This is a genomic window from Aeromonas sp. QDB11 (genome assembly GCF_027705265.1).
GTDB classification, from domain to species: Bacteria; Pseudomonadota; Gammaproteobacteria; order Enterobacterales; family Aeromonadaceae; genus Aeromonas; species Aeromonas allosaccharophila.
The window spans coordinates 1-2,838 of record NZ_JAPDBM010000136.1 but is presented as its reverse complement, the minus strand read 5'-3'; the positions used below and the strand labels follow the sequence as shown (position 1 = coordinate 2,838).

Annotated in this window: 3 protein-coding genes and 1 pseudogene; all 4 read left to right on the top strand. The window is 41.3% G+C overall.

What is annotated here, in order from left to right; all coding sequences use genetic code 11:
* Positions 1-505, top strand: a 505-nt coding sequence (locus tag OKC40_RS22090; RefSeq protein ID WP_270796995.1) for a hypothetical protein, incomplete at its 5' end; no start/stop codon positions are given.
* A 189-nt stretch (positions 506-694) separates the two neighbouring features.
* Complete coding sequence (locus OKC40_RS22085; RefSeq protein WP_270796994.1) at positions 695-1,081, top strand: hypothetical protein; 387 nt, start codon at positions 695-697, stop codon at positions 1,079-1,081.
* A gap of 289 nt (positions 1,082-1,370) precedes the next feature.
* Complete coding sequence (locus tag OKC40_RS22080) at positions 1,371-1,793, top strand: GNAT family N-acetyltransferase (RefSeq protein ID WP_270796993.1); 423 nt, start codon at positions 1,371-1,373, stop codon at positions 1,791-1,793.
* A 532-nt stretch (positions 1,794-2,325) separates the two neighbouring features.
* Positions 2,326-2,763: pseudogene (locus OKC40_RS22075) on the top strand (KUP/HAK/KT family potassium transporter); the annotation flags it as partial.
* Positions 2,764-2,838: the final 75 nt, after the last annotated feature.

Sequence of the window (2,838 nt, the reverse complement as noted above, 5' to 3'; positions counted from 1 at the left end):
CCCGAGAAACCCGAGCCGGAGCAGAAAGAGGCTGCTTAAAACAGCTTTGCGCGACAACTATCTTGAAAAACGCCGCCCCCTAACCGAAGATGACATTGACTCTCTGACAATTGACCATGGCATTTCAACATGTTCAAAAATAAAAATATCAAAAGAAAACAATCAAAACCTAATATTAAAAAGAAACCATAAACATATTGTTGAAGAAGGTGTACTCTCAGGCTTTTACTATGTAGAAACTCTAAGTTACAATCCAAAATTAAAGTGGAAGTTGATCTCTAAAGACAATCCATCAAATAGTATTACTGTGGTTATCACAGACCCTATTTTTTTAAAGCGTGTATCCGATAATCAAGAACGATTTTCAAAGGATGATTTGCTTAGAGTTGACGGCGTTTGGTATAAAGAAAAAATAAAGCTAACAGGTAAAACCTGCATTAACTATACAGTGACAAATGTAAAGGAGCATATACCTGCAGAGGAGAGACAATGGAAACTTCTATAATAATATCTGTAGCATTAATATTCGTCATACTATTATATTATATAAAACCCATTATAATTCACCGAATTAAAACAAGAAAGGTTCGAGTAGTTGTAATAGATGGCCAAGGTTATAAAAAAACTAGTACATTATACCTATACCCAGATGACCCTTTATGGAAAGTTATAAAGATTCATAGAGGTCGTGAGCATGTCTAACGAATTACAGCCTCAACAAGCAAAAGAAATTCAAAAGTCAGATATTTTGAGCAGTGCGGCTATTACCGCAATTATGACATTTATAATGTTGACTTGGTCAAAAAACCTTCCTGCTGACTCAGTTATATTACCATATATTACAGAGCAAACCATATCCTTTATCGCCGGAATCACTTCTTATTCCGTAACAATCATTCTAACCTTACTTCGGTATGAAGTTCGATTGCTGATATATAAAAGAAAATACACCAAAAAAATTCAATACTTAGATCATTTAATAGCTATTTCAACTTGTCCTGTTGCCAAAAAAGATTTGGAAAATCGAAGAGGTGAACTATTAATAGACGCCGCAAAATCCATTATTAATGAAGACTTATAGCATTAGCAATTATATTTATGGAAATACTATGGACATAGCAAGATGCACGATAAATAGTGTTACTTATACTGCAGTTAACTCCTCGAGTCTCCCTCCAAATGAAATGTCTGTAAATAGGAAACACTTAGTACCGTAGTACCGTAGTACCGTAGTACCGTAGTACCGTAGTAGCGTAGTACCGTAGGGTGCAATAAGCGCAGCGCATTGCACCTCTTGCCTCTTTTAGTATTTGGTGCAATTCACTTCGTTCATTGCACCCTACGATTACATTTTAATGGAGTAAGATTTTATGAATATAAAAATCCATAATGAACATAAAGATGAAATCTTCAATGTACTTGTTGATAACCTTAGACAATTTAACTTTGATAAAATGGGTGAGGAGCACTCCCAACCTTTAATTGTTGCCATTCATGATGACAATGACGAAGTTGTCGGTGGCATTGCCGGACGTACTATTTATCATCAACTGTTGATCGAAGTACTTTGGGTACACAATGACAAGAGAGGACAGGGGCTTGGCATTCAATTAATGGAGATTGCTGAACGCGAAGCAAAAAAACGGGGATGTATTGCAGCTCAAGTCGATACCCTCTCATTTCAGGCTCCCAAATTTTATGAAAAAATGGGATTTAAAATAGTCGGTAAAGTGAGCGGCGTTAAAAATAGTCCTGACCGCTACTTTTTATTGAAGCATTATCATGGAGAGTAATAATTACCGTAGGGTGCAATAAGCGCAGCGCATTGCACCTCTTGCTTCTTTCAATATTTGGTGCAATTCACTTCGTTCATTGCCCCCTACCTTTCCCCTCTGGCACATAACGACTCCATCGCGGCCCAACTGCATCCCCTTTGCCATCCTGCCAGCAATTAATTAGCGATTACTTTATCGTCTATTTATTATCCGTTTTGGAAAAGGATTCCAGCCAAACCACTTCGCTAGATAAAACAAACAGTTGCCCGATTCCCTACCATATATTTCAATCACCGGATAATTAATTCTCTTACTCAAATTGAACTTTTGATTATTTATAACTGAGCATAGTCCCGCAAAGTGTGTGTCATTATAAGCTTAATGACAGATGAACAGACTGTGTTCCATGACAAGCAGATCACTATTCCGTTAGCGCCCTTTCCCATCGCAATCCATTAATTCTCTCCCGATTAAATATCACGACTCTCCTGGTAGGTCGGGCAGCTGTGCGTTGGCAAACGTGTAAACATCAAACTGACAAGATGAACTCATGAACTGTGATAAACAACAAGCCACTCCCGGCGTTATGCTGGCGGCGATTGGCGTAGTCTATGGCGATATCGGCACCAGCCCGCTCTATACCTTGCGCGAGTGCCTGTCAGGTCAATTCGGGTTCGGCGTCGAGCCGGCCTCCATTCTCGGCTTTCTCTCGCTGATCTTCTGGCTGCTGATCCTGGTGGTGTCGGTCAAGTACCTCTCCTTTGTGATGCGGGCCGACAACGCCGGCGAGGGTGGCATTCTCACCCTGATGTCGCTGGCGACCCGCAACGCCTCCACCCGCTGGACACCGCTGCTGATCATCATCGGCCTGATTGGCGGCAGCTTCTTCTATGGCGAGGTGGTGATCACTCCGGCGATGTCGGTGATGTCGGCCATCGAGGGTCTGAGCATTCTCACCCCCGCCCTCGACCCCTATATCGTCACTCTCCCCCGGTGTCAGAATAGTTGTCGCCTAATCTGAATAATCTAAATGTGAAGACCGGGGGCGGATAAAGAGTGTCGA